This window comes from Spirosoma rhododendri (assembly GCF_012849055.1).
GTDB classification, from domain to species: Bacteria; Bacteroidota; Bacteroidia; order Cytophagales; family Spirosomataceae; genus Spirosoma; species Spirosoma rhododendri.
In genome coordinates this window covers 5,348,263-5,375,130 of record NZ_CP051677.1, presented here as the reverse complement: position 1 = coordinate 5,375,130, position 26,868 = coordinate 5,348,263, and the positions used below count along the sequence as shown (strand labels likewise).

The window sequence follows — 26,868 nt, the reverse complement described above, 5'->3', positions numbered from 1 at the left end:
TAAATGACAAACCCGGCATAGAATTATAGGGGATGTAGTCAGGTTGGAAAAACAACCACACGCTAATGGTAAGTATGATGATGCGAACGAATGTCGGTCCACAACCGCTGACGACCCCTATAAAATCCGCCAATGCTGCAACGAAGCGGGTTCTGATAATAGATGACGAATCGGATATCTGTCTGCTGCTTTCGGGCTTGCTGCGCAAGCTAGGATACATTCCAACCTGTGCTCAGTTCATCGAAGAAGGTCGTCAGTGCCTGTCAACTCAACAATACGACGCGATTTTTCTGGACTTAAACCTTCCCGACGGACTGGGCTTCGACTTGCTGCCGGTGATTCGCGAAGACCAGGTGAATGCCCGTGTTATCATGATCAGCGCCTTCGACGGGCAGGCTGAACGGCGCCGTGCGGAGGAGCAGGGGGCCGACTTTTTTGTGGGCAAACCATTCACCCGGCTGTCGGTTGAGAAGGCTTTGCAAAGCACACAGGTTTAAGTATCTTTGTTGACAACGGAAAACCAGCCTGCCAATCCTGACAGGCAGTATCCGTTACCTGTTACCGGCTACATAAACCGGCGGGTTTCTCTTTCATGGAAAAAATTCTGATCGTTGACGATAATCATGATATCTGTCTGTTGCTCGAGCGGTTTCTGAGCAAACAGGGGTATAAAACAGCATCGGTTCAGCGGGGAGAAGATGGTCTGACGTTACTGCGAAAAGAGGCTTTTGAACTGGTAATCTGTGATTTCAAGCTGCCTGATATCGACGGGTTGGAAATGCTTCGCCGAATCAAGGTGCTCAATCCGGCTACGGCTGTCATCATCATCACCGGTTATTCAGACGTTCGTATCGCTGTGCAGAGTGTTAAGCATGGTGCTTACGACTACGTAACAAAGCCACTGTACCCCGATGAAATTCTGCTGACCATAAAAAGTGCCCTTGAACGGCGCGCGCAGACGCTCAAGCAGCAAACAGCGAGCGACGGCCAACCGGCTGCGCGTTCGGCTGCTAAGTCAACTAGCGGCAAGGCCAGTGCCACGACCGATGGCAAACGCTTTATCTTTGGTAAAAGCCGGGTGGCTGAACAGCTTCAGAAACACATTGACCTGATTGCCCCGACCGATATGTCGGTGATTATTACGGGTGAAACGGGTACCGGTAAGGAGTTTGTGGCCAACGCCATTCACTTGCGTAGCAAACGGGCCGACAAACCGTTTGTCGCCATTGACTGTGGCGCGTTGAGCAAGGATCTGGCGGGGAGCGAACTGTTCGGGCATGTAAAAGGGTCGTTTACCGGTGCGATGTCCGACAAGGCGGGTAGCTTTGAATACGCCAACGGAGGCACACTTTTCCTCGACGAGATCGGCAATCTGTCGTACGACAACCAGATCAAGTTGCTGCGCGTGTTACAAGAGCGTAAGATTCGCCGGATTGGTTCTAACCAGGATATAGCGGTCGATGTACGGATTATTGCCGCTACCAACGAAGACCTGCGCGACGCTGTCCGGCAGGGTCGCTTCCGGGAAGATATCTATCACCGGATCGATGAATTTGAGATTCATCTGTCGCCCCTGCGCGATAGAAAAGCTGATATCATGATCTTCGCTGATCACTTCCTCGATCTGGCCAATCGTCAGCTGGAGAAAAATATCAGCGGTTTTGACGAAGCTGCCCGCGAGAAACTGAAAGATTACTTCTGGCATGGCAACCTGCGCGAACTGCAAAACGTAATCAAACGGTCGGTGTTGCTGACGCAGGGTGATGTGATCGAAACCGACGTACTGCCGCGCGAAATCATCTCTCCTCAGTACCTGACAACGGAAGATACGGGCGTCAGCGCGCCGATGGGTGTCGATGCAGTCCGGTCGGCGGGGGCACCGAATGGCCAACCGGGGGCTAACCTTAAATCGGTTTCGGAGAATGCGGAACGGGCGGCTATCCTGAAGGTTCTGGAAAAGACCGGCTACAACAAAACGAAAGCCGCCGAGGTGTTAAACATCGATCGGAAAACGCTGTACAACAAGCTGAAAGCCTACGATATTCATCTGTAATCAGTAAAGGTTACTACCCATACGAACAAAGCCCGGCATTGGCCGGGCTTTGTTCGTATATACACATACGGTACTTCGTTAATTGATGCTGAACCCGACCGATAACATACCGACGGAGTTCTTGGCATTGCCCAGCAGGGTAGAAGCTGCTCCGCTGTTCGCGATCTTTTGCAGACCCTGACCGTAGCGGGCACCGATGAACGCCTTCCCGAAGTAGAAGTTCAAGCCACCGGCCAAGCCGTAGTCGAACCGGTTGAAGTTGTCGGCGTTGATGCCTGAAGTGCCCGTACCAAACGACCCGTTCGAGTTTACGTTGGAGTTGATCAGATAGGCAGCATACGGGCCAGCCTGTAGTTCGACGGCCTGCCCCAGCTTAAACGTGAGCAGAACGGGAAGCTCGGCGTAGTTGAGCCGGAATGTATTACGACCATTCAGGCCCAGCACATTGTAGTCGGCCGATGCGCCTTTGGTGGTGTAAAGTAATTCGGGCTGAATGGCCAGAAATTCGCCAAGGGGTGCCTGTGCAAATACGCCCAGGTGAAAGCCGATGCGTTCGTTCTTGTTTGATACGCCCTGACTGTCATAAAACAGCGAACTGGCGTTCAAACCACCCTTTACACCGATACGGGTTGTACCCTGTGCGAGTGTATCGGTATTGGTCAGACAAAGAGCACTTGTTGCGAGGAGTGTAGCTGCGATTAGCCTGGTGGAAAATTTCATAACATGGTTCGATTTACCAACCGGAAACACGTTCCGTGTGGCGTCATGCCTTGTAATATCGTGCCACAGCCAGCAGAATTACCCTTATTGACTGTCTATCAACTAACCAGAGTCTGCCCGGCACGGGTGGGCCGGGTGGCGCGGTGACTACCGATTGCGGACGGAACTCCACACAATGGGGAAGAAAAAGTAACATTACCGCAGGCCGATTGGTTGACATATAACGGGTTGCGACACACGGTGCCGAAAATCGTGCCGACCAGACTGTAAAATACCTATAGTAGCTTACCGCAGTGATGTATGATAATTAATGGGACCCATCAGTGATTGTCAAGCTGTTTCAGCTACTTTTGAGATAGGATCGCTCGAAAGCAAATGCGTTGGCTACAGATCATCGCAATAGCCTGTCTGAGAATGCCCTACCCGTAAACCGTACTTATTCTTAACTGAAACTCATGGATCGTAAAGTGACAACAATTCTGATTGCAGACGACGATCAGGACGACCGGATGTTTCTGGAGCAGGCCATGCGAAAATGTGGTTATACGCAGTCCATTCACTTCGTTAACGACGGCGAAGACCTGATGAACTACCTCAACCGTCGGGGTATCTACACCGCAGAGAACGCCCCCTGGCCGAACTTGCTTATTCTCGATCTGAACATGCCACGAAAAAATGGCTTTCAAGCGTTAAAAGAAATAAAGGAAGACAGCAACATGCGTCGGTTGCCGGTGATCGTGATGACCACATCGGCGGCTGATGAAGACGTCGCTAAATCCTATAATCTTGGTGTAAACTCCTTCGTTACCAAACCATTCCACTTCAGCAAACTGGTTGAAATGATCAGTGCATTAAAAGTTTACTGGATGGATATCGTCAGGTTACCTTAGTCAGACCAGCTTATACGATCCATCGGTTACCATTTTACTGCCTACGATGACTAATGACTCTCTGCTTGACGCACCCGTAAAACAATCAAAAATCAACGTTCTGCTCGTCGAGGACGACGAAGACGACTATATGCTGACTCGGGCATTGGTATCGTCGCGCGAGAACGCCAACATCCGGCTCGACTGGGTCGATAGCTACGAACGGGCTATCGAGATGATCCTGGCCGGGAAGCACGACGTGTACCTGATCGACTACCGGCTTGGATCGCACACGGGTATAAATCTGATCCAGGAAGCGTCGCAGATGGGATGCCGCGCGCCTATGATTTTGCTGACCGGACAGGATGACCTGACCGTCGATCAGTCGGCGCTGGAGATGGGAGCCGCCGATTACCTGGTGAAAGGTCGCATCGACGCGCAGTTGCTGGGTCGCAGCATCCGCTACGCAATCCGGCAGGCAAACGTGCTGTCGGAAGTGGCCGATAAGGAAAACAAGTACCGGTCGCTGTTTGAACGATCGATCGACGCCATTTTCGTAATCGACAACGACCTGCGGTTTCAGGATGCCAACTCCTCGGTGGAGCAGCTACTGGGTTACACCCGCGAACACCTACAGGTGATGAATCCCGCCCGGCTGTTTGCCGACCTGAACTGCCTGCGCGAGCTGCGTTTCAACGTCCGGGAGCACGGACAGATCAAAGATTTTGAAGCGATTCTGCTGACGCGGGAAGGCCGCAAGCGTATCTGTCAGGTTTCTCTCTGGGCGGTCGATGACAGCCGGGGCGGCCCGAGTGGTTCCAGGGTATCGTGCGTGACATCACGGAGCAGAAGAAAGCGCAGCATGACCTTATTCTGGCTGAAAAACTTAGCATGACCGGCAAAATTGCCCGGAGTATCGCCCACGAAGTTCGGAATCCGCTGACCAATCTAAGCCTGGCGCTGGAGCAGCTCAAAGACGAGTTGCAGACGGACGACGAATACGTGACGATGTTTACCGACATCATCGGCAGAAACGTCGATCGGATTGGGCAGCTGATCACCGAAATGTTGAATTCGTCGAAGCCGCGCGAACCGGAGCGCCGACGGCAGGATTTGAACGAGGTTGTCCGGTCGACGGTGCAGATGGTCAATGACCGGATAAAACTCAAACGGATGCGGCTGGAAACAAGCTATTCCAATGAGAACTGTCAGCTACTGCTCGATCGTGAGCAGATAAAAACGGCCATCCTGAATTTGCTGGTCAACGCGGTCGAAGCAATGGAAGAGGGCAAAGGTATTCTGACCGTCCGGACAGGGACTACGGAGGGCAATAAGGTGTTTGTGCAGATAACGGATAACGGGGGAGGTATCAGTCCCACAGTCCGGCAGCGGCTGTTCGACCCATTCTTTACGGGCAAGTCCGGTGGAATGGGACTGGGGCTGACGGCTACGCAAAACATTGTCAGTAGCCACAAGGGTACAATCGACGTAGAGAGCGAAGTTGGCGTCGGTACGACGTTCCGGCTGACGTTTCCGCGCTAGCGTCAACGCGATTAGTTTCGCCTGTAAAAAGGTCGGCCTGTTCTGAGCCGACCTTTTTTGTGGAATTATATTGTTCCCACTGAGTAATTTTTTACACACCACACAGCTACGGTACAGCGGCTGCCTGCGGGTGAAGCTACCGAATTATAAAGCAAAAAACGTGTAAATGGTTGTTATACAAAGTATTGTGATACAAATATGGGTTGTAAGGGTAGCTATATGATAGAGATGGCATAGAAATAGACCTGTTGAACGTATGATCAGTTCAGCTACGACTATGTGGACACCAACACACTTCCCGGCAGCCATGCGCTCGCTCAACCCGACGACGCGGGCAAAAGCAATCGAACTTGCCAATCAGCTGTTGGTGCAAGGTCGTATTGACAAGCAACAGGCAGTACACGACAGTGTCGCGGAGGCCCGGCGGTGGGCGCGGGAAGCGTCTCACGTATCCGACAAAGCGTTTTCAACTGCTCAGCATTCAGCCTTATGATCAATCAAGCAGCCATACACGACTCGCTGCTTCAGTGCGCTGTCCAATGTCGGGAGTTTGTTCTAAGCAACCGGCATAACGCCGATCTGTGCAGCGAAACGATCGTTCTGGGTATAGACTGCGCCGAGCTGTGCCGACAGATGTCGGTGCTCATTAGCCACAAAACAGAGAAGAGCGCTTCCGTCGCAAAACTGTGCATCCGTGCCTGTGAGAGTTTGTTGCGCCAGTTAACGTTTTCTGCTGAACCGTCGGCACAGCCGCTGATCGACAGCTGTGTGCAGGCCCGGCGGTGCTGTCAGACCGTGGTTGACCAGCATATGGTACCCGATCAGTTCGCGCCTGCAAAGTCGTCCGTCGTGTGTTACGGAATTACGCTGCCCGTCAGTGTTTATCGGGCCTAGATCAAACAAGTCGATTCGAGGCTTGTTTAATACACTATACTAAGTTTGCTACCATAGGTTATGAGCACAACAACGCAAGACCCAAAATCAATAGAGAAGGTTCTCGACCTCATCAAGGATATTCACATCGCGATGATGACAACCGTCGACGAGCAGAAGAATCTGGTTAGTCGGCCGATGGCTGTTATTCACACGGATGCAGACGGCTCGCTGTGGTTCTTTACCAAGAAATCATCTCCCAAAGTCGATCAGATCGAAGACAACGATAGCCGGGTGAACATCGCGTTTGCCGACACCGACAACTCGACGTATGTATCGGTATCGGGGACCGCAACTGAGGTAGACGACCGGGCGAAAATCAACGAATACTGGACCGCTGAAGCGAAACCTTGGTTTCCGGCGGGCAAAGAAGATCCCGAACTGACGCTGTTGAAGGTAAATACCGAGATGGCTGAATACTGGGACTCTAATTCGAGCCGTATCGTTCGTTTGTTTCAGATGGTAAGCGGAGCAATCACCGGGACACCACCCGACATGGGCGAAAACGAAAAGGTGTACAACTAGTTACTCTTCCAACGACTGGCTGTTGTTGATTATAGATCTATAAGAAGCAGGGACTTGAAATACGGTCCCTGCTTTTTTTATTCCTCTTACCAAAAATGATTGTACGACAAGTTGATACTGGCTGGCAGCTCATCAATCAGCCAGCACACGGGCTGCTGGCGTTTGACCTGGCGATGCACTGGGCTACCGACAAACGCCCTGATTTCTGGGCCGAAACATTAATTGCGCTGACCGAGCACGACGACGGACAGCCCGGCTGGTCAGGCCGGAGCCACCTTACGGCGGCTGGCACACCGCTCGATTTCAAGATTCTTGAGTACTCCGTTGAGCAGTGCCGCAACCTGATCGACGTGGCCTTGCAGAAAAGCCGCTGGAACGCGCTGATGGCGTCGATGCACACGACGTTTCTGTACCACGAAAAGCGGGGCACCGACAAAGCCCTCGACGAATTTCTCGACCAGCAAACTACCAATCAGGCGAAATGGCGAAAGGAGTACGGAGCTACCAAAAAAGCTGCCCAGTATGCGTATGACTTTGTGCAGTGGTGCGATGCGCTGTCGCTCATTCTATGTCAGCAGCAGGTACCCATGAACGGCCGCAAACTGGAAATCAGTGTGGGGCCCGATGGCTCGACGTATTTCATCAGTCAGCGCAGCGACGATACACTGTGCCTCGACCCGTGGCCATTCGCTGACGATACGTTTGCGGTACACGTGGAAACATTCATCGTTGAACAGGTCGTGTACCAGAGCGATGACGAATTGTACCGCGCCATTCAGGATGCGCCCCTTCAACGGCAGGAGTGGGTAATGAGAAAATAAATGCTGGGGGGATGCTTTTTGTCATCCTGAGCCTGCGAAGGATCTTCGCTATGAGGAAGAAAAACCGCCTGTTACCGAAGATCCTTCGCAGGCTCAGGATGACAAAAAGCATGTTCTTGATCAGAATAACCTTTCCTAGACAATCTCACACAACAAAAAGCCGCTGGCAGCATTGCCAGCGGCTTTTTGTTGTGTGATGAAAAATCTGCGCGGCCTAACTCAGGCTCAGCAGCACCGACGAACGGGCGGGAATCGTGTATTCGTGACCACCAGTAACGGGTTTCCACTCTGGGCTGAACTCGCCCGTCGAGGTGTCGACGACAACTTTCCAGTTCGATTTCTTCCGGCCGATTTTAGGCAGCATAAACGGAATATCTTCCCAATAGGCGTTCAGCACCCAGATTAGCTGCTCATCGCCAACGTCCTGCCCGTCTTCGGTTTGCTCATCGACCCGCATACCGTCGATAAACAGGGCTACGCAACGGGTGTCCGGGTTTTGCAGGTCGTGCTCGGTCATTTCTTGACCATCGGGGCGGAGGAACGAAATCTGCTCGTTACCGTAGAACTTCCGGCGGCTGAGCAGCGGCATGTCCCGACGCAGGGCGGTGAGTTGACTCGTAAAGTCGAACAGGGCCTGCTGCTTCTCGTTCCAGTCCCAGTTCATCCAGCTGATTTCGCTGTCCTGATTATAGCCGTTGTTGTTGCCGTGTTGTGTCCGGCCACACTCGTCGCCCATAACGATCATCGGCGTCCCCTGACTCAGCAGCAGTGTCGACAGGAAGTTGCGTTTCTGCCGCTCGCGCAGTTCGTTGATGGCCTGATCGTCTGTTGGGCCTTCGGCACCACAGTTCCAGCTTGCGTTGTCATTAGAACCGTCTTTGTTGTCTTCGCCGTTGGCTTCGTTGTGCTTGTCGTTGTAGCTGACCAGGTCGTTCAGCGTAAAGCCATCGTGCGCCGTAATCAGGTTGACACTGTTGGCGGGTGAGCGACCGTCGTTAGCGTACAGATCGGGCGAGCCCAGCATTCGCAGCGATACTTCGTTGGCTTTGCCTTCGTCGCCTTTCCAGAACGCCCGGAACGTGTCGCGGAACTTACCGTTCCACTCCGACCACTGCACCGGGAAGCCACCTACTTCATACGACTCGATATCCCAGGGTTCGGCAATCAGTTTGACGCGCGTCAGAATGGGGTCCTGTGCAACCGTGTCGAGGAATGACGATACCCGGCCTGCGTCTTCGTCGGAGCGAATCAGCGTGGCGGCAAGGTCGAAGCGGAAGCCGTCGACGTGCATCTCCGTCACCCAATACCGCAGGCTGTCCATAACGAGCTGAAGCGTACGGGGCTGGGTAAGATCGAAGGTGTTGCCCGTACCGGTAAAGTCACGGTAGTACTCCGGCTGCTCGGTCATTTGCCGGTAATACACCTTATTGTCGATACCCTGAAACGACAGCATCGGACCAAACTGATTTCCTTCTGCCGTATGGTTATAGACGACGTCCAGAATAACTTCGATGCCTGCTTTGTGCAGGTCTTTCACCATTTGCTTGAACTCCGTTACCTGCTGACCGTCCATACCCGACGACGAATACGTGTTCTGGGGAGCGAAGAAACCGATGGAGTTATAGCCCCAATAGCTTTCGTTGGTAAACTGGTGAATCGGCAACAGTTCGATCGCGGTGACGCCCAACTTTTTAAGGTAATCGGTGCTTTCCGGCGTACCGAGGGCGGCATACGTACCCCGAATTGACTTGTCGATGGTGGGGTGGAGGTGCGTAAAGCCTTTTACGTGCATCTCGTAAATCACCGAGCGATGCAGTGGCACATCGGGTGCTTTGTCGTCTTCCCAATCGAACGATGGGTCGATAACCACACTCTTGGCCATACCGGGGCCACTGTCTTCGGTGCTCATCACCAGATAACGGTCGTCGGCTTTGCTTTTATAGTCATACCCCAGACGGCTGTTGTCGTCATTGATCGGCGCGCTGATTGCTTTCGCGTAAGGGTCGAGCAGGAGTTTGTTAGGGTTGAAGAAATCGCCTTCTTTCGGGTTGTATGGACCATCAACCCGGTAGCCATACAACTGACCTGGTTGCAGCCCATCAACGTAGACGTGGTAGATAAGCTCGGTGTATTCCACCATCGGGATACGGGCAACCTCTGTCTCTGGCTCGGCCACGTCGTACAGGCAGACGTAGGCACCGGTTCCGTGCTCGCTGAACAACGCAAAGTTCACACCTTCACCGTCGAAGGTAGCACCGAGCGGGTAAGCTTTTCCTGGTTTTGTTGAGTAGTCGTGAGCTTGTTTTAGCTCGGCATCTTTAGCCATGTCGTGGAGTGAGTAATGAAATGAATGTCTTAACAAGTAATAAAAGAACCGGGCGTAACCAATGATTGTTTGGCTGGCCGTAAAAAACGAATCGCTGCCACGAACGAGTCGTAACAGCGATTCACTACAAAAAAAGCCCACCCCCAAGTGGGGGGGGCTTTCCGATCCCACCATTCACTACACTGTCATTGCCAGACGTGCCATCGACGAGTGGGCTGTGTCGATAGCCTGCTTCTGGCGCAGCAGCAACTCACGGGTGCTGGCTGCCAGATCGGTCTCCTGCAACACGTTGTTGTAGGTGTCGAGGGCTTCTTTATCACCCCGCTGACACTCTTCAACGGTTGCTTTATCATCGTTACTTGAGAATACTGATTTCAGATTAATCCAGGCCCGGTGCAGATCGGCAGCAACGCTCGTACCACCGTCGGGCTCGCCACCCAATGCACGGATTTCGCGGTCCAGTTCAGTCCCAAACTCGCCCCGTTGCTGAGCCTGCTTGGTGAACAAACTTTGTAGCTCGCTACCTTTTGCATTTTTGGCAGCTTCCTGATACCCTTCTTCGGCATCGTGGCTGATGGTCAACAAACGATTAAGCTGATCGAGGATTTCGCCCCGTGTTTCCTTGACATTCATAGCGTTGATTGGTTTGATTGATTAGGAAAATTAAGTGTACTGACTGGGGAAAACCCACATAGTATCAGTAACTAGCTGTGTGGGTTAATTGTCTAATAGTTCTGTAGATTAATTAGCCAACTTGCCATCTTTGGCGTCATTCTGCATTTTTTTGTTGGCAAAAACGGCAATGTCGACCCGGCGGTTCTTGCTTCTGCCCGATTCGGTCGAGTTGTCGGCAATGGGTTGTTCTTCGCCGTACCCGATTTCGTCCAACCGACCTGATGTGATATTTTGCGTTTTCAGGTAGTCGCCAACAGCGTTAGCCCGCTCACGCGACAGCTTCAGGTTGTAATCTTCAGGCCCTGTTGCGTCGGCATGCCCTTCGATCCGAATGTCGGTGTCAGGGTATTTGTTAAGCGTCTGCGCGAAATCGTCCAGCTGCCGTTTGGTGGCTGGCTTCAGCGAATACGAATTTACGTCGAACAGGATGTCGGACCCGAAGGTGATTTTGATACCCTCGCCAACCCGCTCCACCTGCGCATTCGGCAGCTCTCTCTTAAGCTCCTCGGCCTGCTTGTCCATCCGTCGCCCAATAATGGCACCGGCTGCGCCACCTACCGTTGCGCCAATGATTGCACCGATAGCCGTGTTACCCGTCTTACGACCGATAATACCGCCTACCAGAGCACCACCACCGGCACCGACAGCTCCCCCTTTCTGGGTTTTGTTCATCGGCTTACCCGACTTACAACTCGTTAGCACATTGCCCGACAGCGTACTGACGGCAAGTAACACTAACATTGGTTTTACACATGCTGATTTGAACTGACGTATCATTGTAGTGAATGGATAATTTGTAATTATTTCAGCCAAATGCTGTACCAGTATAGATGGCAGCGAGTGTATCGAGGTTTAAAACATATTGTAAGTAGTTGATAGTGAGTATTTTGTTTGGGTGTGTTTTAGTGGGTACTGTAATTTGATTATAGCTTGCGAGCGGTAGAATGACAGGCGCGTGGGCAGTCGTAGACCTAGTTATGTGGAAGGGGTTCTACAGTCTGCGAACAGATCGGCGACGGACAAACGAATTGGTCGGGCCGATCGTTAACTACGTATAGTCACGACGTTATCACCCCGTTTTTCTCCTATTTGCACTATGCACTTTTTTAAGACAGGCGCACTATTGCTGCTGGTAAGCAGTGCGCTTTTATTCGTACCTGCCGGGTGTAATCCATCGGGTGGCCCCGACCCCGTAACGCCGGTTACCAATACGCTTGTCAGCAGTACGCTGATTGGGCAGTTCACAACCGATCAGCTGCGCAGTCGCTTTACGGGGTCAAATGTTGGCTTTCAACTATTCATTCGGTACCCGATCAGCGTGTATCGCGTTACGTACACCACGACCAATACAGACGGTAAATCGATTACGGCGTCGGGTGCGCTGATGATTCCGACGGTCAACAGCACTACGGGTATTCCAATGCTGAGCATTCAGCACGGAACCATCACCAGCGACGACGGAGCACCATCCAACTACCAGTCGGGCAGCGAAGCCTACACGTTTGGGTCGGTGTTTGCCTCACAGGGGTACATCATCGCGGCCCCCGACTACATTGGGTACGGTGCATCGAAAGACCTGCCGCACACCTACGAACACCGCAACGGACTGGCGACGGCCTCGCTCGATATGCTCCGGGCTGCCCGCCAGGTGCTGACCGACAAAAGCGTCAACTGGGACAAACGACTGCTGATTGCGGGCTATTCGGAAGGCGGCTACGCGACGCTGGCGCTGCAAAAGAAAATCGAAGAAGAAACCGGTTCGGAGTTCAACCTCGTCGCGTCGAGTTGCGGGGCTGGTGCCTACGACAAACCGGCGTTTATGAAGCAGATTCTGAACAACACGACCAGCACCGATCCCAGCATCAGCCGGTTGTATTTGTGGGTACTACTTACCTACGACCGAATTTACAACCTGAACCGCCCGGCTTCTTATTACTTCAAAGAACCCTACGCTACCCGCATTGCGGCCAGCGGCTACACCGCCAATCTGGGGGGGCTGAGCTTTAACCAGGTTGTGACGGATAGTTTCAAACAGGCTATCAACAACGGTACCGATACCGACTTTATCAAGGCCGCGCAGGACAACGACATCCATGATTGGAAGCCCCGCACCAACACGCGGCTCTACCACGGCGATGCCGACGATACGGTGCTGTTTTTAAACTCGCAGAATGCTTACGACGCCATGCGCGCACGTGGGGCCACTAATGTGCAGCTTATCCGGCTCAGCGGGGCAAACCACGCGACCGGTATTCTAGGCTACATCACCGGCACCTACGATTTTTTCAGTTCGCTTCAATAGCTGACAAAGGCAAACGATTTGCTGTCAGGCGACCAGCTTGGTACGTTGATCGTTCCCTGACCACCGGTAAAACGGGCCAATTCGCGGAGTTGGCCCGTTTTTACGTTCATGAGCCGCAGCATCACAGCTTTGTCGGCGGGATGGTTCGAGCCCTGATCTTCCAGATAGCTGATAAACACAAACCACTGCCCGTCGGGTGAGGGGTGGGCAAACCAGTTGGAGTAGGCGTCGTCGGTAAGCTGTTTCGGTTGCGAACCGTCAGCGTTCATGCGCCAGATCTGCATCCGTCCCGACCGCACGGAATTGAAGTAAACAGACTTGCCGTCGGGTGAATACTCCGGGCCGTCGTCGAGGCTGGGCGAGTTGGTCAGGCGGGTTTCGGGGCCACCGGTACGGGGGATGGCGTAGATGTCAAAATTGGTTTTGCCCGCTTCGCCAGTGGATCGTTCGCCGGTGAACACCAATGTTTTCCCGTCGGGCGATACACCATGCCAGTAGGAGTGCCCGGCGGTTGTGTCGGTCAACTGTTTCGGCTGACCACCCGCCAGCGGCAGCGTCAGTATCGTCGACGTGCTGCCCTTTCCGCTGGCCTTTCTGACGTTGTTGCTGATGATGAGCGTCTGGCCGTCAAAGGTCAGGCCGTGGTCGTTGTTGCAGTTTGTCGCCGAGCCCGTATTGATCTTGGTTTTCTGGCCATCGCTGATGCGAACGCCATACAGCAATCCCTCCTGGTTGATGATGAGCCGACCGTCACGGGTCCAGTTGGGGGCTTCAAACCGGACACTGTCCTGCCGCACCACCCGACGGCTATTCGTCGCCAGATCGTAAATTTCCAGCCGACTGACGACGGGTTTCTGCGCCAGTGTAGCAGTCGTCAGACCGAGGAGCAGGGAAATGGTTTTCGGTAAATAAGTAATAAAGCGAGCAGGCATAGAGCAGAGTAGGTTAGCCCCCTCAAAAGATAGCAGCACTGACTTTATACCGGTCGTGTAGCGTGGACCGGTCCGCCAGCCACCGTGGCGCGGTGCGGTCCACGTCCGGGTGGGCGCGGAGCAACCGAAAAGCTACCGCCTGAATCTATTGCCCTAACGGGCACCAGACCTGGAGGTCCAGGCTACATTCTCTACTTCACCGTAACAATCGTGTACGCGGCCTGATTGGCCTGCCGGACGCGCCGGCCGACGAGGGTTGGAAAGCGATCGTCGTCGTGGATGAGCAACAGCCGGTCTTTGTCGATAAACGTTAGATCTTCGGCTTTGTGGTTGACGTGCAGCGGATCGCCGTTGGCGTTGCGGATTAGATGAAACGGCTTGTCGGCGAACAGATCGTTTTTCGAAATAACCCACAGATACGCATCAACCTGCCCCTTGCTTTCCAGCGACGTCAGCAGCCAAAAGCACTGCCGGGCGGGATCGTATTCCAGACTCGACAGCCCCAGCGGGCGGGGCAATTTCTGATCCGCCGTTTCGGGCTTAAAATCAGCAACAACCTTCCAGTCGTTGCTCAGCCGTATCCGATCGTTGGCAACAGAGTACGACACCGCCACAATTTTATCGACGTGCCGGAAATTGTCGTAGGCTTTACCCGCTTCACGAACGCCAAACAGCAGCTTGTTTTCCGTAGCGGCCAAGCCCTCGATTTTAAAGTACGGCAGCGAACCGGGATAGTCGCTGTCGGCGAGCGCGGCTGCCAGCGGTTGCCGTAGCGACACCGACGTACGGGCTGAATCGCCGAGTGTCAGCACGTGCGGATGCTGTTCGTCACCTTTGCGCCAAAACAGAATCGTGTTGTAGTTGTCCCAACTGCCGCCGGGTTTGACGCGGTCGAAAGCGGTGCTGAGCAGCACAAATTTGCCGTCGGGTGTCTGCGCAAAATCTTCGTATTTGGTGCCGTTGCTGAACGTGGCCTGCGGCAAATAATCGGGCAGGCGGGTAGAATCGGCCAGCGACACAAGCGACTTTGTAAACACCGACGACTGACCGGCGGGCATGTCTTTGTCGTTGGCAAAAAACAGTTTGTTACCATCGTACCATACTGCCGACGCTTCGCACCAGACGGGTTTCCCATCGACGGCGGTGCCGGGGGCGAAACAAGTCAATAGCCCTTCGCCGGTGATAGTACCAATCGTTGGGAGTTTGTGGGAAAACGGCAGGCGAATGCTCTGGCAGGCCAATGCCAGTAGCAGCAGCGCAACGGCTGTGAATCGGGTAGGGGAAATGGTCATCGTAAGTGGTGTCGCGCTGATGGCGGTAGTAGTCTGCAAATAACAACAAACCCGGCTATCGGGCCGGGTTTGTTGATGAGTGGGCAATGAAGGGCGGTTTTTGGTAAACCGAAAACCGACTACTTGTCACCCAGTTCGTATTTCATTTCGCCCCGGTCTTTCTCGACGGCCGTACGACCTTCCTTCATCCAGACTGGCATGGGCGCATCTTTCAGGAAGTAATCGAAAAACTGGTACAGCCGGATGCTCAGGTCTTTGGCGTTGTGGCGCTGCGTCAGGTTGTGGCCTTCACCGTTGTAGACCAGCATCCAGACGGGCTTGTTCAACCGGCGTAGGGCCGTGTAGAACTCGATACCCTGATACCAGGGGACGGCTCCGTCGGCGTCGTTGTGCGTCATCATCAGGGGCGTCTCGACCCGGTTAGCGAAGAACAGGGGCGAGTTTTCGATGTAATTCATCGGCTTGTCCCAGAGCGTACCACCGATGCGGCTCTGCGTTTTTTCGTACTGAAACTGCCGCACGATACCCGTTTCCCAGCGAATACCGCCGTAGGCCGAGGTCATGTTGGCAACTGGCGCACCGGCTTCGGCCGCGCGGAACAGGTTGGTGCGGGTGATGATGTAAGCCGTCTGATACCCACCCCAGCTTTGGCCCTGAATGCCCAGCCGGTCGCGGTCGACGAAGCCCTTGTCAAGCAGGCTCAGCACACCCGGCACGATGCAGTCATACGCGTTCGGCCCCGGCTGACCGGTGGTGTAAACGATGTCGGGTACGAATACCAGATAGCCGTTCGAAACGCAGTACGGGATATTGATCGTCGAGCGGCTGGGCGATGGAGCGCGGTAGTCGTTGAGCGTTTCGGCGTTGCGTTCGTAGAAGTACGTCAGCATCGGGTACTTCTTCTTCGGGTCGAAGCCTTCGGGCTTAAAGAGTAGTCCCTCCAGTTGCACACCGTTGGTGCCCAGCCATTTGACGACTTCGGCCGATCCCCAGCGAATGCTGTCCTGCTGCGGATTTACGTGGGTAAGCTGCATGGGCGATGCCAGCGTCGTATCGGTGCGGAACAGGTTGATTGGTTCCTGATAGTTACCCCGGTAGAAGGTCAGCGTACCGGCGTTCTTGGCTTTGTTCAGGCCGAAGTAGCGATGGTTGCTGTGCGTCAGCGTCGTTGGTTCGCTGGCCGCTAGGCCGTTTTTGCTTTTCAGAATCCCCGTTGATTTGTCGCTTTCCCAGATACCGGTCAGGAACAGTTCAGCTTTCGGGTCGATGGCTTTTTCAGGGGCAAAACGGCCCGGTGTGTCGTCATTATCGAGTTCGGCGTAGCGCAGTCGGATGCGATTTTTGCGGCCCCAGCTTGATGTCAGGTTCAGCGGCTTCTCGCGGCCCGTCGGGTCGATTTGCCAGATGTCGTAGCGGTCGTACAGCCAGACGTGCTTGTCGTCGGCAGTCCAGCCCGCTGATCCGTAGGCACCGGGTAGGCTAGGGGTGTCGTGCTCTTCATCGAAGAATTTGCTGGGCAGGCCCTTCGTCAGGTCGATGCGCTTCCCGGCGGCAACGTCCCACGCCCGCCAGAGCGAATCGCGCTCATCGAACCAGTAGGCATACTTCCCACCCGGCGACAGCTTGGGCTGCGATGCCTGCGCGTCGTTGGCGATGCGCTTTTTCTCGCCCGTCTGTGCGTCGATCAGGTACATATCCGTATGGCCGGGGTCCCACGACGACTGCACCTGATAGGGCAGGTCGCTCAAGCCCAGCAGGTAGCGTGCATTCACTTTCGGGTCGAACGAAACGGTCGGCACTTCGCGGCTGGCGAGGGGGATCGTTTTGCCGGACGGCAGGTCGAATACCGTCAGGAAACCGCGTTCTTTTTCTTCCTTGAGCCGCTTCTGCTGCATGGGTTGCAGGCGGGAGTCGGTCCAGCTCCAGATGTCCATTTTTACCTTTTCGTCCTCCGGCGTCAGCGTGTCCTTCGTCGGTTTTGGTGCGATGGGGGAGGTGGAGAAGTACAGCCGCTTGCCATCGTCAGAAAACTTGGGTTCGCGGTATTCGTTCACCGACCAGCCTTTGGGCAGGGCTTTGGTCATCGTGTCGGCCAGGACGCGGAACGGCGCTTCGAGGGGCGTCATCTTCGCCCGTTTACCCTTTGTGGGCGTGGCAGGCTGGAGGTTTTTATAGTAGAGTGTAAACACCTTGACGTCCGAACCCGCGCTATCGGCCGACGCCATCCACGCCAGTTGCTGCCCCGTCTTGTCAACGGTCAGACCCTTGTAAATCTTCCGTGTTGAACTCGTGTCGACCAGCGTCGTCTGCCCCGTGGCGGGGGTAAACATAAACACACCCGGCACGGGCGCGTCGCCGGTTTTCAGCGAATCAACGGCGGAGTCTTTGCTGTAAAAAATCACCCGGCCATTGTCGGCCACCGCTACGCCCGACACATAGCGCGTCGTCCGGCGGGTGCCGTCGGCCATGTTGAGCAGCACCAGATCGTCACCTTTTGGTTTGCGCGCGTTCTTCCGGGCGGTCGCCGTTGTCGATACGGGGGGCAGCGGGTTCAGCGTGTCTTTCGTGTCCCGGCGGGGCGTTGGGCGGGCCGACGCCTGTTCGCGTCCGCCTTTCTCGTCCTTACGTTCCTGCAACACCGCGACCCAGTTGCCCGCGTCCTTACCCAGCGTAAACGACTTCACGTTCGGGAGTTTGGTGATTTTGCCCGTCGCCAGCGTAAGCACTGCCATACTATCGCGGGGTAGTTCGTCGGCCTTCTTTTTCTTGAGTTTAGCCTTGCGCGTGTCGGCATAGGGAGCTTTCAGGCGCATCACCAGAAACTGATTGTCGGGCGTGAACTGCGCCATGTAGCCCCGCGCAAAGGTGTATTTGGGCGTAGCCTGACCGGCGGGTGTCACCTCCAGCCGCCCGTCGCCCTCCTGAAGGTCGACCTGATAAGCAATCCATTGGCCGTTGCCGGAGATTTTCTCAGACCGAACGCTTTGCCAGCGGTCATAGTCCGACGCGTTAAGCGGCCGTTTCTGGGCGGTCGTGAGGAAGGGAATGAGGAGTAAGGTAAAAAGAAGTCGTTGCATGAAGCGGGTTGTATTAGTTGAGCGAAACAGCCCGAAACTACGAAAAACCCCGCTTTTTGCCGAAGAATTGTTGCTGAATCGCCCGAAACGTTGCCGGAATCTATGGTTTGTTACTAAGTCTTGTCTCAAACAGCATCTTGCTGTTTGTTTTGATTAATGCATATCAAGCAAACAGCAAGATGCTGTTTGAGACAATCCAGATTTACTCCCGTACCAGCTCAGCCAGGCCAACGCCGGAGTCGGCGGCACCGTAATAGACCCAGATGCGGCCGTCGGGCCAGCGGACCCAGCCGTTGGCGAAGACCACGTTGGGGAAAAAGCCTTCTTTCTCCCACGGTAGTTCGGGCATGAGTAGGGGCTCGTCGGAACGGTCGAGGACGATGGATGGGTCGTTTTTATCGAGCAGGGCGAGGGCCAGTGAATACGCGTGGGTTGGGTCGGCACCGTGGTAGCAGACGAGCCAGCCGTCGTCGGTTAGCAGCGGTTCGGGACCGGCCCCGATTTTACCCCCTTCCCAGGCGTAACGCGGATCGGTTAGGCCGCGCCCGCCGAACAAAAACTGATGCTTACCCCAGTGAACGCCATCAGGCGACTGAGCCAGCCAGACTGACGGCTTGCCGATGTCCGACACCATCGGCCGGTGGAGCAGGTAGTACTTGCCGTTGATACGCTGCGGAAACAGGGCTACATCTTTGTTGGGCGGGGGCAAAATCATGCCCACCCGTTCAACGTCGGTGAAGTCGGTCGTGACGGCCAGCCCAACCCCCGGCCCGTGCTCCGACACCGCCGTGTAGGTGATCCAGTATTTGCCGTCGAGAAACGTGATCCGGGCGTCTTCGATACCGAATGACTCATCCATTCGGGCCGGAAACAGAAACGGCTTGTCCTCAATTGTGAAGTGAATACCATCGGTGCTACGGGCGAGCCGGAGATGGCTGAGCGAGGTCAGATACACCTTACCGTCGAGCGTAATTACACGCGGATCGTAGGGTTGAGCGGGTTCGGGGAAGTGTTTGACGGTTAACGTTGGCACACCGTCGCGGTTTTCCAGCAGCGGCACACTGATTATGCCTGATTGCGATTTTGGGGCTTCAGCCACCCGCAGCAACATAACCACTTCGTTATCAACCAGACAGGTCGCCGGATTGAAAGCGCCCAATACCTCGAAGCCTTCCATGGCGGGTCGAACATCGCTTGTTTTTAGAATTGGCTGGTCGGAAAGTCGGTGAAGTTTATAGTTTTGCATGGTAGTTGTTCCGCACGAATTGGCGCGTATAGCCGCTCAGTCAACGAAGACGGTGCTTTGTAAACCAAAAACGGCACGCTGAGTTTAATTTGTCGGGCCAACTGCCACGTTCCCCGTTGCTGCCGGGTAAAAGGCAGTGTACTATTAATTAATAACGAACCTTTTTAGCCATGAAGACCCAGCCTGCGTTTGACCGGGATGAAGACGTGCTGATGATGAATCCCGATCCGGAAACGGCCGCTTTCGAGGATGACGACGACGATGATTTCGATGGTGGAGCCGAGTTTGATGAACTTGGATCAGGTGCTACCAGCGGATACGGCGAAGACGATCTGGCCGATATCGAAGACGAAGAGTTTGACGAAAAAAATCTGGACGAAGATCTGGATGATGACGATATCGACGACGACCTGGACGACGACGATACCCTGTAGTCAACCGGACCGAAGCTGAACATCCCAGCGGTTTCGTCGTTTATCGGTTAACCAATCGAAACGAATTATGTCACCTGAGGAAAAAGACGCCACAGAACAGGAAAAGGTAGCCCCTGCATCGACGAACGACGGACCAGACGGCACTGCCCCCGATTCGGAAACTCAATCGTCAGCAGCTAGTCAGGACGGTGGTCGTACCGCACCCGGTGGGTCGCGGGCACCCAACGATCCGGCTGAAGGTGCCGAATAGTGCTCTCAGTACTTTCATTTACGCCCCCCGCTCCCAAAATGGGAGCGGGGGGGCGTGTTTTTTTTTAGCCTCTATTGGCTTGGGTAGATCGGTGGAAGCGGAAAAACTGCTTCAACTATCTGTAGACAGTCAGGCAACTATCGGGGTGAGTAACGAATGAGCGTTAGGGACTAGTTGACAGTGTTGATTACGTCTGTCGGGCAAAATTGATAAACTGCCGGGCAGAATCGGTATGGTTGATGATGAGCTGGCCGACGAATTTTGTGTCGTTAAGAAAGCACACAAAAATTCAGTACTATCATGCTACAATTCACAGTTCCAACCCGCGATCAGGTATCACCTGCAACTCAGACAGCGTTCGACGGTCTGCAAAAAATGGCTGGTTTCGTGCCCAATCTGTTTGCTGCGTTCGGTCATTCCGAAAACGCGTTGCCCCGCTATCTCGCCTATCAGAGTGCAAAAACGTCACTTAACAACAAAGAGAAAGAAGCCGTCAACCTTGTCGTTAGTGAGGTAAATGGGTGCCGTTACTGCCAGAGTGCGCATACTGCCATCGGTAAAATGAACGGCTTCTCGGAGGAAGAAACGCTCAACATTCGCGCTGGTCGCAGCACCGACCTGAAATTGAACGCCCTGGTGGTGCTGGCCAAAGATATAACTGAAAATAAAGGCCGCGTAGCAGCCGAACACCTGGAAGCGTTCTATGCGGCTGGTTATAATCAGGGTAATCTGGTGGACGTAATTTTGCAGGTGAGCGATAAAATAGCCGCTAACTACCTGCATAATCTAACCGATGTTGCGATCGACTGGCCGCTGGCGGCCGAGCTTGAAGCATCAGCGGCTTAGTACAGCGTCAGTAGCTGGACCCTGCCCCCGACCGGTAGTTCACAAGGACTGGTCGGGGGGCAGGGCCCGGCTACTGGCTTAATGAGGTTTCCTATGCTTGCCATCTACCGCGACCCCACCACCAACGGAACGATCCGACTGATCGAAAATGAAGCGGGCTTCTACCGCCAGTTTTTCGATGAAACTACTGCCGCCGATCAGGTACAGACCGGTCGGCAGCAACGGCTGCTGACGGTTGTTTGGAATACGGGAGCCGATCAGCGTGTTGTCATCGACGGTCTGGCGTATTGGTTGCCAAGCCAAACGGTGCTGCCGTTGGTCGTGAATCAGACATTTCGTTTCGAGCGGGCCGAAACCATCGTAGCCTGGCAATTCGACCGCGAGTTTTATTGCATCATCGACCACGACCGGGAAGTGTCGTGTTCAGGTTTACTGTTCTACGGTCGGCCCGAGCCGCTGTTTCTCCACCTGACAAGCAGCGAGCAGACCAAACTAGAGGCCCTGCTGGTTGTATTCAACGACGAGTTTGGTACCCGCGACACCATTCAGGGCGAAATGCTTCGGATGTTGCTCAAGCGATTGATTATCAAGATGACTCGGCTGGCAAAGACTCAGTACCTTGTAGAAACGCTATCTGATTCAGGGCTGGAACTGATTCGCCAGTATCGAATGCTGGTTGAGCAAAACTACCGCCAACAACATCAGGTGGGTTTTTACGCTGATAAACTCAACAGGTCACCTAAAACGCTTACCAACGTTTTCACGTTGCACGGACAGGATAGTCCGTTGCAAATTATCCATGACCGACTTGGACTGGAAGCGCGACGCTTGCTGACCTTCACGGACAAATCAGCCAAAGAAATTAGCTATGAGCTTGGGTTTGACGAGTTGTCGAACTTCAGCCGGTTCTTCAAAAAACTAATCGGCGTGCCGCCATCTGAATTTAAAGAGCAGTCGCGCAGGGTAGATAAGTCACCGTCGGCATTTTGATTGATTAGCCGCTACTAGTCTGTTAATCGCCCAGCACCGATAGCAGGGTCTGGCATTTGAGTTCGGTTTCCTGCCATTCGCGTTCCGGCACCGAATCTTCCGTCAGGCCTGCACCGGCATAAAGCGTCGCCAGCTTGCCTTCCAGCTTCATGCAGCGGAGGTGTACAAACAGTTGGCTCGACTGACCCTCTTCACTCATCGGGTAATTGACGGGGCCGAGAAAACCAGCGTAGAGTTCACGGTCGTGGGGTTCGTGTTGCTTAATAAAGTCCATCGCCCGGCCGCGCGGGGCACCGCAGACCGCCGAAGTTGGATGCAGCAATCGCAGCATCACCGTACTCAGCTGGGGGTAGTTTACCGCCTGTATGTCGACGGTGAAGCAGGTACTGAGGTGCATCAGGTTGCCGGCAACGATCGTTTTAGGCCCCACTTCTACGTATTCGCGCAGCCTGATCTTTTTGAAGCACTCGATGATGTATCGGCAAACCAGTGCCTGTTCTTCTATTTCTTTCTGCGACCACATAGCCTCGCCCGGACGCTTTGGTGTGCCGTCGGGCTGCGTAGCCGACTGCGTACCGGCAAGAGCCATTGTCTCGAAGATACCATCGGCCCGCTGACTGATAAGCCGTTCGGGGGTGGCGCTCAGCCAGATTTGCCCCAGCTCGGGAATAGAAACGGCGGATATAAAAGCTGTAGGGTACTTGATACAAAGCCGGTCGAACAGCGTCACGGCATCCGGCAAATCGGCGAAATCGACCTGCTTGGTCCGCGACATTACCACCTTCCGCAGGTCGCCCTGCTGAATGGCGTCGACAGCCTGCGACACACTGGCGACGTAGGCTTCGTGCTGCGTATCCGGCCGAACCGTTATTGGATTTGGGCGCGTGGCCGACCGCCTTACCGACTTGGCCAGCAACTGGCGAAACGCACGGGGTGGTTCCGCAGCATACGTCAGTTGGGCGGGGCCGTGCTCCGGGAAAACGGCCTGCACGTCGGCGCGCAGAAACAGCGACCGGGCGGGCTGATCGGGCCCCTCATCCTGACTGTCGAATCGGCTGACGACAAACCCGGCGGGCAGTTCGTCGAGATCGACTACGACGTGGGGCAGTCTTTCTTCAAACGAAACAATACTGTGTTTGTCGCGCTGATTGGGTAACCGCCACAACGCTGCCGGTAAGCCCAGGCTACGGGCGGTTTCCCAAAGGTCAAGCGTGGTGGGCTGGCTGGTTACGGAGGTATTGGTAGTTACGTCGGCCTGCATACGAAACGGTCGCCGTTAGCAGGCGACTGATAGGGTAACAGTATGTGCCGCGTTTTTGTGCGGAAACTGGTTATTTCTTACAAATACCCGCTGTAGTTTGTCAGATGAACTGGCCAGTTACGTTGTCCCCGGCAGCATCCTGCTGTCGGGGACGACGGATTCGTTCCAGATAGTAGTTGCGGCCCCGCCATATCAGATATGAATACCTTCCGTACGTATCGCCTGATACACCGGAAAGGCTGACTGCTGAAGTTTGTGCGACGAAACGGGGAGTATCGACACCGCAACATGATGACGAATGCCTATTTCCGTGCTGTACGGCGTGATACGCAGAATTTCCGCTGATGCCGAGAACGCGTCGTCCTGTAGTACCACGGCGAAATCGACGTCTGACTCGTCGTGAAAGGTGTTCCGGGTATAGGAGCCAAACAAGATCAGATCGCGGAATTGGGGTCCGTACAACTGCCGGAGAGCAACCTTCAGCTCGTGGCCGACTGTTGACGCGAGTGAATTCATAGCCAGACTATTTCAGGCAAACATACAACGATTTACACACTGATAATTGCGACGGTCAGGCGGCTGATACAGACGAGTTTACCCTGCTCATCGGTGATACGGATGTCCCAGACGTGGGTTGTGCGGCCGGTGTGGATGGGGGTGCAACGGCCATAAACCCAGCCCGACCGCACGGCCCGCAGGTGGTTGGCGTTGATTTCCAGCCCTACGGCACGTTGCTTCGTGGGATCATCGAGCAGCATCCAGGATGCCACGCTGCCCAGCGATTCGGCCAGCACGACCGATGCCCCGCCGTGCAATATGCCAAAGGGCTGATGGGTCCGCCCATCGACGGGCATCCGGGCAATCAGATAGCCTTCGCCAGCTTCGACAAACTCGATGCCGATATGCTTGGTAATCGTGTCGACATCGGCAAATTGGAGGGAACTCAGATCGAAGCCAGCTTTCATAAAGGTGGGTTTTTGCGTAGTTTTGCACCCGATTTTCGGGATTGACAAAATTACGGTCTTGCAGCAAAAAACGATCTACCTGATTCGCCACGGCGAAACCGATTTTAACCGCCGGGGTGTGGTGCAGGGCAGCGGTGTCGACTCCGATCTGAATGGGATGGGGCGGGCGCAGGCGCAGGCTTTTTTTGACACCTACCAGCACGTGCCGTTCCAGAAAATCTACATTTCTGGTCTGAAGCGCACCTTTCAAACTGCCGAGCCATTCATCAACCTCGGTATTCCCTACGAGAAGCTGACGGGCCTCAACGAGATCAGCTGGGGGATAATGGAAGGCCGTGCGCCCGGCAACAACGACGACGAATACTACCACAGCCTCACCAGCGCGTGGGCATCGGGCAACACGGCCCGCACGACCGATGGGGCGAAAGCCCGGATCAGGTGGCGGCCCGGCAGCGCGAGGCCATGGCCGTAATTCTGTCGCATACCGACGAAAACCCCGTGCTGATTGCCATGCACGGGCGTGCTATCCGGATTCTGCTTTGCTGGCTGATGGGCAGACCCCTATCAGATATGGATCAGTTCGAGCACAGCAACCTGTGTTTGTATCTGCTGCACTACGACTACGATACGCAGACCTTTACGATCGAACTGGCCAACGATACGGCGCACCTGCTGTCGCTGGCGATGCAATGATCGGCTGTCGGGGGATGTTCCTTCCCTCGACGTATATTTCCTTTCTTACCCTTATTTTTCCACTACTGTAAAAACCGACGACGATCCGGCAGGGATCGACGTACATTCGTTTTTAGACAAGAAGGGGCGCGTATAGATGGGGATGTCGAAACGAAGGGTTTACTGGGTTTGTCAGATTTTTGGCTGGACGAGTCTCATCCTGGTCGAGTATCTGGCTTATCTGTTTCAGGAAGGCTTCGACCCTAACGCTCTGTACCTCGCCATCGCCAATATCGGCTTGGGTATCTCGCTGACGCACCTGTACCGGCTGATGATCCGGCGGCTCAACTGGGTGCGGTTACCGTTTCTGCAACTGGCTCCCCGCGTACTGCTGTCGGTGTTTGTGCTGGCGCTCATCATGACTGCCGTAAACCTGCCCATCGACCGGCTGATCGTACCCACCTACTTTGTCGACGAACCCTGGATTGTCATGGGCTATATCATGACCTGGGGCAAAACCATGCTGGCCTGGGTACTCAGTTACACGGTCTACCACTACGTCGAACGGACGCGGGATGCTGAAATCGAGCAGATTCTGTTGAAAACCAGCATCCGCGATACCGAAGCCAAAGTGCTGCGGTCGCAACTGAATCCGCACTTTATGTTCAACGCGCTCAACAGTATCCGGGCGCTGGTCTACGAAAATCCGACGAAGGCGCAGCAGGGTATCACGCAGCTATCCAACCTGCTCCGCAATTCGCTGCTGGCCGACCGGCGCAAAACCGTTGAACTGCGCGAAGAAATCAAAACCGTCGAAGATTACCTGTCGCTGGAGAAAGTGCGCTACGAAGAGCGGCTGCAATCGCATATCGAACTCGACCCGCGCACGCTGTTCTGGCAGGTGCCGCCGATGATGCTGCAAACGCTGGTTGAAAACGCGATCAAGCACGGCGTCTCGAAAGCGGTCAGTGGTGGATTTGTGGACGTAACCTCGCAACTCGACAACGAAAAGCTGCATCTGGTTATCCGTAATACGGGCGTGCTGGGCGACAAGGAAGCATCCGGCGGCTTCGGACTGGCCAACACCACCCAACGGCTCGAACTGCTGTACGGCCCCGACGCCCGGTTCAGCATTGGGCAGGAAGACGACAACATCGTCCGTGCCGACATCATCATCCCCATTCAATCCGACACCATCTTCCGCCGACGGGAGGCAGTTCAGAAGGGAGTTTAAGGTTTAGCGTATAAGGTTCAAGGTTCGCCAACGTCAACTTTAAACCTTACACGTCAAGCCTTGAACGCTAAACGTTAAACCAACATTCATGAAAACACTTATCGTTGACGACGAACGGCTGGCGCGCAATGAACTCCGCCGACTGCTGGAAAACTTTCCCAAAATTCAGATCGTAGGCGAAGCGGCCAATGCCGACGAAGCCTTGCCCATGATCGACGAACTTGAGCCTGATCTGCTGTTTCTGGATATTCAGATGCCGGGCAAAAACGGGTTTGAACTGCTACAGTCTATCGAAGGGAAAGCGCCGGAAGTGGTGTTTACGACCGCTTACGACGAATACGCCATCAAAGCTTTCGAGTTCAACGCGCTCGATTACCTGCTCAAACCCGTCGAACTGGCGCGGCTGTCGGAGGCTATTCACCGCATCGAAGAAGAGCTGCACGTCGGCGAACCGGCTGCGACACCAGCCGGGCAGGGGGGCACAAAGCACTGGGCGAAGCCGATCAGGTATTCGTAAAAGACGGCGAAAAATGCTGGTTCGTCAAGCTCGGCAAGGTGCGGCTGTTTGAGTCAATGGGCAACTACGTCCGGCTGTATTTCGACGATCAGAAACCGCTGGTGCTCAAATCGCTCAATGCGCTGGAAGACCGGCTCGACCCGGCTACGTTTTTCCGCGCCAACCGCAAACACATTATCAACCTGCAATGGATCGAGAAAATCGAGCCCTGGTTCAGCGGTGGGCTATTGGTGACGCTGCGCGGGGGCGATAAAATTGAAATTAGTCGGCGGCAGGCTATTCGGTTTAAAGATTTGTTAAGTTTGTAGAGGGCCGGTCGGCGCAGCACAGCGAATCGACGGCCTTTTCTCTCTCTCGTTGATGGATAGCCGACCTCGTCGGCTGGT

26 protein-coding genes and 2 pseudogenes are annotated in these 26,868 nt (G+C 54.5%); 17 read left to right on the top strand and 11 right to left on the bottom strand.

From position 1 onward, the window contains the following. Positions 1 to 65: 65 nt before the first annotated feature. Positions 66 to 497 carry a response regulator transcription factor gene (locus HH216_RS22510; RefSeq protein WP_254448569.1) on the top strand — a complete coding sequence of 144 codons (432 nt, stop codon included), beginning with the start codon at positions 66 to 68 and terminating at the stop codon, positions 495 to 497. A 95-nt stretch (positions 498 to 592) separates the two neighbouring features. Further along, positions 593 to 2,053: a sigma-54-dependent transcriptional regulator gene (locus HH216_RS22505; protein WP_169552904.1), complete on the top strand. Its 1,461-nt coding sequence runs from the start codon at positions 593 to 595 to the stop codon at positions 2,051 to 2,053. Between the two features lie 78 nt (positions 2,054 to 2,131). Here the strand turns inward: HH216_RS22505 and HH216_RS22500 are convergent, their stop codons facing one another. Continuing rightward, positions 2,132 to 2,773 carry a porin family protein gene (locus tag HH216_RS22500; RefSeq protein WP_169552903.1) on the bottom strand — a complete coding sequence of 214 codons (642 nt, stop codon included), beginning with the start codon at positions 2,771 to 2,773 and terminating at the stop codon, positions 2,132 to 2,134. Between the two features lie 455 nt (positions 2,774 to 3,228). Between HH216_RS22500 and HH216_RS22495 the strand changes: the two genes are divergently transcribed. The 7 genes from HH216_RS22495 (at position 3,229) to HH216_RS22470 (ending at position 7,463) form a co-directional block, all read left to right on the top strand. Next, complete coding sequence (locus HH216_RS22495) at positions 3,229 to 3,663, top strand: response regulator (RefSeq protein WP_169552902.1); 435 nt, start codon at positions 3,229 to 3,231, stop codon at positions 3,661 to 3,663. Positions 3,664 to 3,709: 46 nt separating this feature from the next. Beyond that, positions 3,710 to 4,537, top strand: a complete 828-nt coding sequence (locus HH216_RS26785; RefSeq protein WP_332871433.1) for a PAS domain S-box protein — start codon at positions 3,710 to 3,712, stop codon at positions 4,535 to 4,537. After that, on the top strand, positions 4,534 to 5,184 hold the full coding sequence (locus HH216_RS26780; protein ID WP_332871432.1) for a two-component system sensor histidine kinase NtrB: 651 nt from the start codon (positions 4,534 to 4,536) through the stop codon (positions 5,182 to 5,184). Before HH216_RS26785 ends, HH216_RS26780 begins: the two co-directional genes overlap by 4 nt. A gap of 277 nt (positions 5,185 to 5,461) precedes the next feature. Then, a complete protein-coding gene (locus HH216_RS22485; RefSeq protein WP_169552901.1) occupies positions 5,462 to 5,677 on the top strand; it encodes a DUF2188 domain-containing protein in 216 nt (71 codons plus the stop codon). Then, positions 5,674 to 6,078: a hypothetical protein gene (locus HH216_RS22480; RefSeq protein ID WP_169552900.1), complete on the top strand. Its 405-nt coding sequence runs from the start codon at positions 5,674 to 5,676 to the stop codon at positions 6,076 to 6,078. Before HH216_RS22485 ends, HH216_RS22480 begins: the two co-directional genes overlap by 4 nt. 60 nt (positions 6,079 to 6,138) lie before the next feature. Next, positions 6,139 to 6,642, top strand: coding sequence for a pyridoxamine 5'-phosphate oxidase family protein (locus tag HH216_RS22475; RefSeq protein WP_169552899.1), 504 nt, complete (start codon positions 6,139 to 6,141; stop codon positions 6,640 to 6,642). A gap of 95 nt (positions 6,643 to 6,737) precedes the next feature. Then, positions 6,738 to 7,463: a DUF3891 family protein gene (locus HH216_RS22470; protein WP_169552898.1), complete on the top strand. Its 726-nt coding sequence runs from the start codon at positions 6,738 to 6,740 to the stop codon at positions 7,461 to 7,463. A gap of 214 nt (positions 7,464 to 7,677) precedes the next feature. Here HH216_RS22470 and glgX read toward each other — a convergent pair whose 3' ends face one another. From glgX to HH216_RS22455, 3 genes are all read right to left on the bottom strand, one after another. Then, entirely contained in the window at positions 7,678 to 9,789 is a 2,112-nt protein-coding gene (gene glgX / locus HH216_RS22465) for a glycogen debranching protein GlgX (RefSeq protein WP_169552897.1), read from the bottom strand. Between the two features lie 177 nt (positions 9,790 to 9,966). After that, positions 9,967 to 10,422 carry a ferritin-like domain-containing protein gene (locus HH216_RS22460; protein WP_169552896.1) on the bottom strand — a complete coding sequence of 152 codons (456 nt, stop codon included), beginning with the start codon at positions 10,420 to 10,422 and terminating at the stop codon, positions 9,967 to 9,969. A 108-nt stretch (positions 10,423 to 10,530) separates the two neighbouring features. Beyond that, positions 10,531 to 11,205: an OmpA family protein gene (locus HH216_RS22455; RefSeq protein WP_254448568.1), complete on the bottom strand. Its 675-nt coding sequence runs from the start codon at positions 11,203 to 11,205 to the stop codon at positions 10,531 to 10,533. A 355-nt stretch (positions 11,206 to 11,560) separates the two neighbouring features. Between HH216_RS22455 and HH216_RS22450 the strand changes: the two genes are divergently transcribed. Next, positions 11,561 to 12,766, top strand: a complete 1,206-nt coding sequence (locus HH216_RS22450; RefSeq protein WP_169552894.1) for an alpha/beta hydrolase family protein — start codon at positions 11,561 to 11,563, stop codon at positions 12,764 to 12,766. On the opposite strand, the gene HH216_RS22445 is transcribed toward HH216_RS22450, so the two are convergent. From HH216_RS22445 to HH216_RS22430, 4 genes are all read right to left on the bottom strand, one after another. After that, complete coding sequence (locus HH216_RS22445) at positions 12,760 to 13,698, bottom strand: TolB family protein (RefSeq protein ID WP_169552893.1); 939 nt, start codon at positions 13,696 to 13,698, stop codon at positions 12,760 to 12,762. The two genes, HH216_RS22450 and HH216_RS22445, sit on opposite strands and share 7 nt — an antisense overlap. Positions 13,699 to 13,889: 191 nt before the next feature. Then, complete coding sequence (locus HH216_RS22440; RefSeq protein WP_169552892.1) at positions 13,890 to 14,990, bottom strand: hypothetical protein; 1,101 nt, start codon at positions 14,988 to 14,990, stop codon at positions 13,890 to 13,892. Between the two features lie 119 nt (positions 14,991 to 15,109). After that, positions 15,110 to 18,067 carry a S9 family peptidase gene (locus tag HH216_RS22435; RefSeq protein ID WP_169552891.1) on the bottom strand — a complete coding sequence of 986 codons (2,958 nt, stop codon included), beginning with the start codon at positions 18,065 to 18,067 and terminating at the stop codon, positions 15,110 to 15,112. A 202-nt stretch (positions 18,068 to 18,269) separates the two neighbouring features. Continuing rightward, positions 18,270 to 19,313: a glycoside hydrolase family 130 protein gene (locus HH216_RS22430; RefSeq protein ID WP_169552890.1), complete on the bottom strand. Its 1,044-nt coding sequence runs from the start codon at positions 19,311 to 19,313 to the stop codon at positions 18,270 to 18,272. A 170-nt stretch (positions 19,314 to 19,483) separates the two neighbouring features. Between HH216_RS22430 and HH216_RS22425 the strand changes: the two genes are divergently transcribed. The 4 genes from HH216_RS22425 to HH216_RS22410 all read left to right on the top strand — a co-directional run bounded on the left by HH216_RS22425 (position 19,484) and on the right by HH216_RS22410 (position 21,833). Further along, positions 19,484 to 19,747, top strand: coding sequence for an adhesin (locus HH216_RS22425; protein WP_169552889.1), 264 nt, complete (start codon positions 19,484 to 19,486; stop codon positions 19,745 to 19,747). Between the two features lie 67 nt (positions 19,748 to 19,814). Next, complete coding sequence (locus HH216_RS22420; protein ID WP_169552888.1) at positions 19,815 to 19,997, top strand: hypothetical protein; 183 nt, start codon at positions 19,815 to 19,817, stop codon at positions 19,995 to 19,997. Between the two features lie 300 nt (positions 19,998 to 20,297). Next, complete coding sequence (locus tag HH216_RS22415) at positions 20,298 to 20,843, top strand: carboxymuconolactone decarboxylase family protein (RefSeq protein ID WP_169552887.1); 546 nt, start codon at positions 20,298 to 20,300, stop codon at positions 20,841 to 20,843. A 93-nt stretch (positions 20,844 to 20,936) separates the two neighbouring features. After that, positions 20,937 to 21,833 carry a helix-turn-helix domain-containing protein gene (locus HH216_RS22410; RefSeq protein WP_169552886.1) on the top strand — a complete coding sequence of 299 codons (897 nt, stop codon included), beginning with the start codon at positions 20,937 to 20,939 and terminating at the stop codon, positions 21,831 to 21,833. 22 nt (positions 21,834 to 21,855) lie between these two features. Here the strand turns inward: HH216_RS22410 and HH216_RS22405 are convergent, their stop codons facing one another. From HH216_RS22405 to HH216_RS22395, 3 genes are all read right to left on the bottom strand, one after another. After that, the gene (locus HH216_RS22405) at positions 21,856 to 23,094 is read right to left on the bottom strand and encodes a chorismate-binding protein (RefSeq protein WP_169552885.1); all 1,239 of its coding nucleotides are present in this window, start codon (positions 23,092 to 23,094) and stop codon (positions 21,856 to 21,858) included. Between the two features lie 192 nt (positions 23,095 to 23,286). After that, on the bottom strand, positions 23,287 to 23,610 hold the full coding sequence (locus HH216_RS22400; RefSeq protein WP_169552884.1) for a nucleotidyltransferase domain-containing protein: 324 nt from the start codon (positions 23,608 to 23,610) through the stop codon (positions 23,287 to 23,289). 32 nt (positions 23,611 to 23,642) lie between these two features. Continuing rightward, positions 23,643 to 24,059 (bottom strand): hotdog fold thioesterase, encoded by a 417-nt coding sequence (locus tag HH216_RS22395; protein WP_169552883.1) that lies wholly within the window; start codon positions 24,057 to 24,059, stop codon positions 23,643 to 23,645. A gap of 58 nt (positions 24,060 to 24,117) precedes the next feature. Here HH216_RS22395 and HH216_RS22390 point away from each other — a divergent pair. From HH216_RS22390 to HH216_RS22380, 3 genes and pseudogenes are all read left to right on the top strand, one after another. Continuing rightward, positions 24,118 to 24,752 (top strand): annotated as a pseudogene (locus HH216_RS22390) (histidine phosphatase family protein). 142 nt (positions 24,753 to 24,894) lie between these two features. Beyond that, complete coding sequence (locus HH216_RS22385) at positions 24,895 to 25,965, top strand: sensor histidine kinase (RefSeq protein WP_169552882.1); 1,071 nt, start codon at positions 24,895 to 24,897, stop codon at positions 25,963 to 25,965. Between the two features lie 88 nt (positions 25,966 to 26,053). Further along, positions 26,054 to 26,790, top strand: a pseudogene (locus HH216_RS22380) (LytR/AlgR family response regulator transcription factor). Positions 26,791 to 26,868 lie beyond the last annotated feature (78 nt).